Origin of the sequence: Ferrovibrio sp. (assembly GCF_029255545.1) — a bacterium.
Taxonomy (GTDB): domain Bacteria; phylum Pseudomonadota; class Alphaproteobacteria; order Ferrovibrionales; family Ferrovibrionaceae; genus Ferrovibrio.
Window position 1 is genome coordinate 1 of the sequence record NZ_JANLJJ010000069.1, and the last position, 2,594, is coordinate 2,594.

The 2,594-nt window shown below is 64.7% G+C and carries 2 protein-coding genes; one reads left to right on the forward strand and one right to left on the reverse strand.

What is annotated here, in order from left to right; all coding sequences use genetic code 11:
* Nucleotides 1-1,163, reverse strand: a 1,163-nt coding sequence (locus Q1J79_RS13905; RefSeq protein ID WP_300301403.1) for a CHASE3 domain-containing protein, incomplete at its 3' end; no start/stop codon positions are given.
* Between the two features lie 643 nt (nucleotides 1,164-1,806).
* On the opposite strand from Q1J79_RS13905, the gene rpsD reads away from it, so the two are divergent.
* On the forward strand, nucleotides 1,807-2,421 hold the full coding sequence (gene rpsD / locus Q1J79_RS13910) for a 30S ribosomal protein S4 (RefSeq protein ID WP_300301405.1): 615 nt from the start codon (nucleotides 1,807-1,809) through the stop codon (nucleotides 2,419-2,421).
* Nucleotides 2,422-2,594: the final 173 nt, after the last annotated feature.

Here is a 2,594-nt window from a genome sequence, read left to right on the forward strand (position 1 = left end):
CCGGCCGTCTGGCTGAGCCGCAGGACGATGTCCGACAGACGCTCGGCCATGCGGTTGGTATCGTCCTTCAGGCGACGGAAAGCGCCATCGTAATTCCCGGTGATGCGGCGATCGAGCCGGCCATCGGCCATGGCGCCCAGCACGGTGCCAAGCTCGCCGATCATGCCCTCGACGGCGGCGGCCAGCCGGTTGATACCCTGGGCAATGGCGAGATAGAGGCCATCCTTGCCGTCTTCCGACAAACGGCGCGCCACGTCGCCGGCCGCCACCGCGCCGACCAGATCGGCGATCTCGCGGGCCGCCACCTGCTCCTGCGCCTCGCGGGCCACGCGGCGTTTTTCCGATTCATTGCGCTGGTGCTCGATTTCGGCCTCGGCATCGCGGCGCGCGATCATGCCATCCTTGAACACCTGCAGGGCACGGGCCATCTCGCCCACTTCGTCGCGATATTCGGCGCCGGTGACCACGACATCCAGATCGCCATCGGCGAGGCCGCGCATTGTCGTCGTCATCGCCTGCACCGGACGCACCACGGTGCGCCGGATCATCGCCACGGCAACGACGATCACCAGCAGCAGCACCGCCAGGCCGATGGCGGAAATCTCCACCAGCCGCATGAAAGCCAGATCCTGGGCCTGGTTGCGGCGGGCGAGATCGGCGCGCTCGGCATCGCGCATCTCGCCCAGGGCGGCGCGGATCTCATCCATCTGGCCCTTGCTGAGCGGCGAACGCAGCGTGCGCAGGGCGGATTCGCGGCGGGTTTCGTCCTTCAGGCGGGTGACCGCCGTTTCGGCGAATTTGAGCTGCCAGTCGACGATGCGGCTGGTCGCCTGGGCCAGGCGCTCCTGCTGTTCGGTGTCGCCGGCGGTGAGGGTTTTCAGTTCCTCCAGCAACCGGGTGCTGGCCTCGCGACCGAGCTTCACGGTGTCGAGATGGCTTTCGTCTTCCGACAGCGCGAAGCCGCGCACGGCGGTTTCCTGGTCCGACATCGCCTGGGCCAGGCCGGCCAGGGCATCGAGCAGGCGGAAGCTTTCGGCGGTTTCCTGCTGGGCGCGCTCCAGGAAACGCACATTCTGGTAAGCCAGCCCGGCCACCGCCAGCAGCAGCAGCAGGATCGCGACGAAGGCGGCGGAGACCCGGAGGGAAATGCTCAGGCGGCGCATGGGCTTATATCCGGACGGGAAGAGGCGGAAAACGGAACGGCCTGGCATCGTCTGCCGGCGCAATATTTCGGATATACATGCACACCGCCCGTTTTTCAGTTTTTGACTTGAGATTTACTTCCAAGCCGCAGATTGATGTCTTTGTCCGATGCCGCAATTCAGGGGCCGCCGGCCGTCAGGACGTGCCGGGCCGACCGGATATCGCTGCCAAATGCCCTGGTTTTCTGCCCCCGACTGCCGCCCCTGCTGCTCCGTGACCGGAGCGAACCCCCAAGTAGTAACGGCCGCAATATCAAGGCGCAAGCTGGCTTAGTGGCCGGCTCCATTACACTTTAAGTAGAGATAAAATATTCGCGCCCAAAAATGCGGCATTTTTCAGTAATGATCCCGGCTGGCTGGCCGAGGCCGGTGGCTTTCCCAGAAAAACCCCGGATGGGGTCTTCCGGGCGAAGTCTGGCGAATGAAGCCTGGCGGATAAGGCCTGGCCGCCGGCCTCGACCGGCACTGCAAGCTTGACGGGGGGCCGATCATCCCTATGATGCGCGCGCCCTCCCCGGCTCCTCACCGGGGGGATCGGCATTCCTTGCATGGACGGGTCGTCGTGGCTGCCTTCCCCTCATGCGCCGAATTCAGGACTACATGAATGACCAAGCGTCAGGAATCCAAGTACAAGATTAACCGCCGCCTCGGCGAAAACCTCTGGGGCCGCGCCAAGAGCCCGCTGAACAAGCGCGAATATCCGCCGGGTCAGCACGGCCAGAAGCGCAAGAAGCCGACCGATTACGGCACCCAGCTGATGGCCAAGCAGCGCCTGAAGGGCTACTACGGCAACATCACCGAGAAGCAGTTCCGCCGCGCCTATGCGGAAGCGAACCGTCGCCGCGGCGACACCTCGGAGAACCTGATCGGCCTGCTCGAGCGCCGCCTGGATGCCGTGGTCTACCGCATGAAGGTGGTGGCGACCGTGTTCGCCGCGCGCCAGTTCGTCAGCCATGGCCATATCGCCGTCAACGGCCGCCGCGTCACCATCCCGAGCTACCAGATCAAGGTCGGCGACGTGATCGAAGTGCGCGGCGCCGCGAAGGATTATCCCTTCGTGCTGGAAGCCGTGAAGTCGAGCGAGCGCGACGTGCCCGACTATATCGACATGGACCAGGGCAAGCTGAAGGCCACGTTTACCCGCGTGCCGCTGCTGGCCGACGTGCCCTACCCGGTCAAGATGGAACCGAACATGGTGGTCGAGTTCTACTCGCGCTAAGCAGTCCGTCTTTTCGGCGCTTCATACCGCACACGAAAAGGCCGCTCGAAAGAGCGGCCTTTTTTGTTGCGTGAATTTTCCTGCCGCCTATTCCGCGGCTTGGCGCGGCGCCGTCTGGGGCGCGTCTTCCCGGCGCCAGCGCAGCGCGACGTCGTGCAGCATGTCGAGCATCG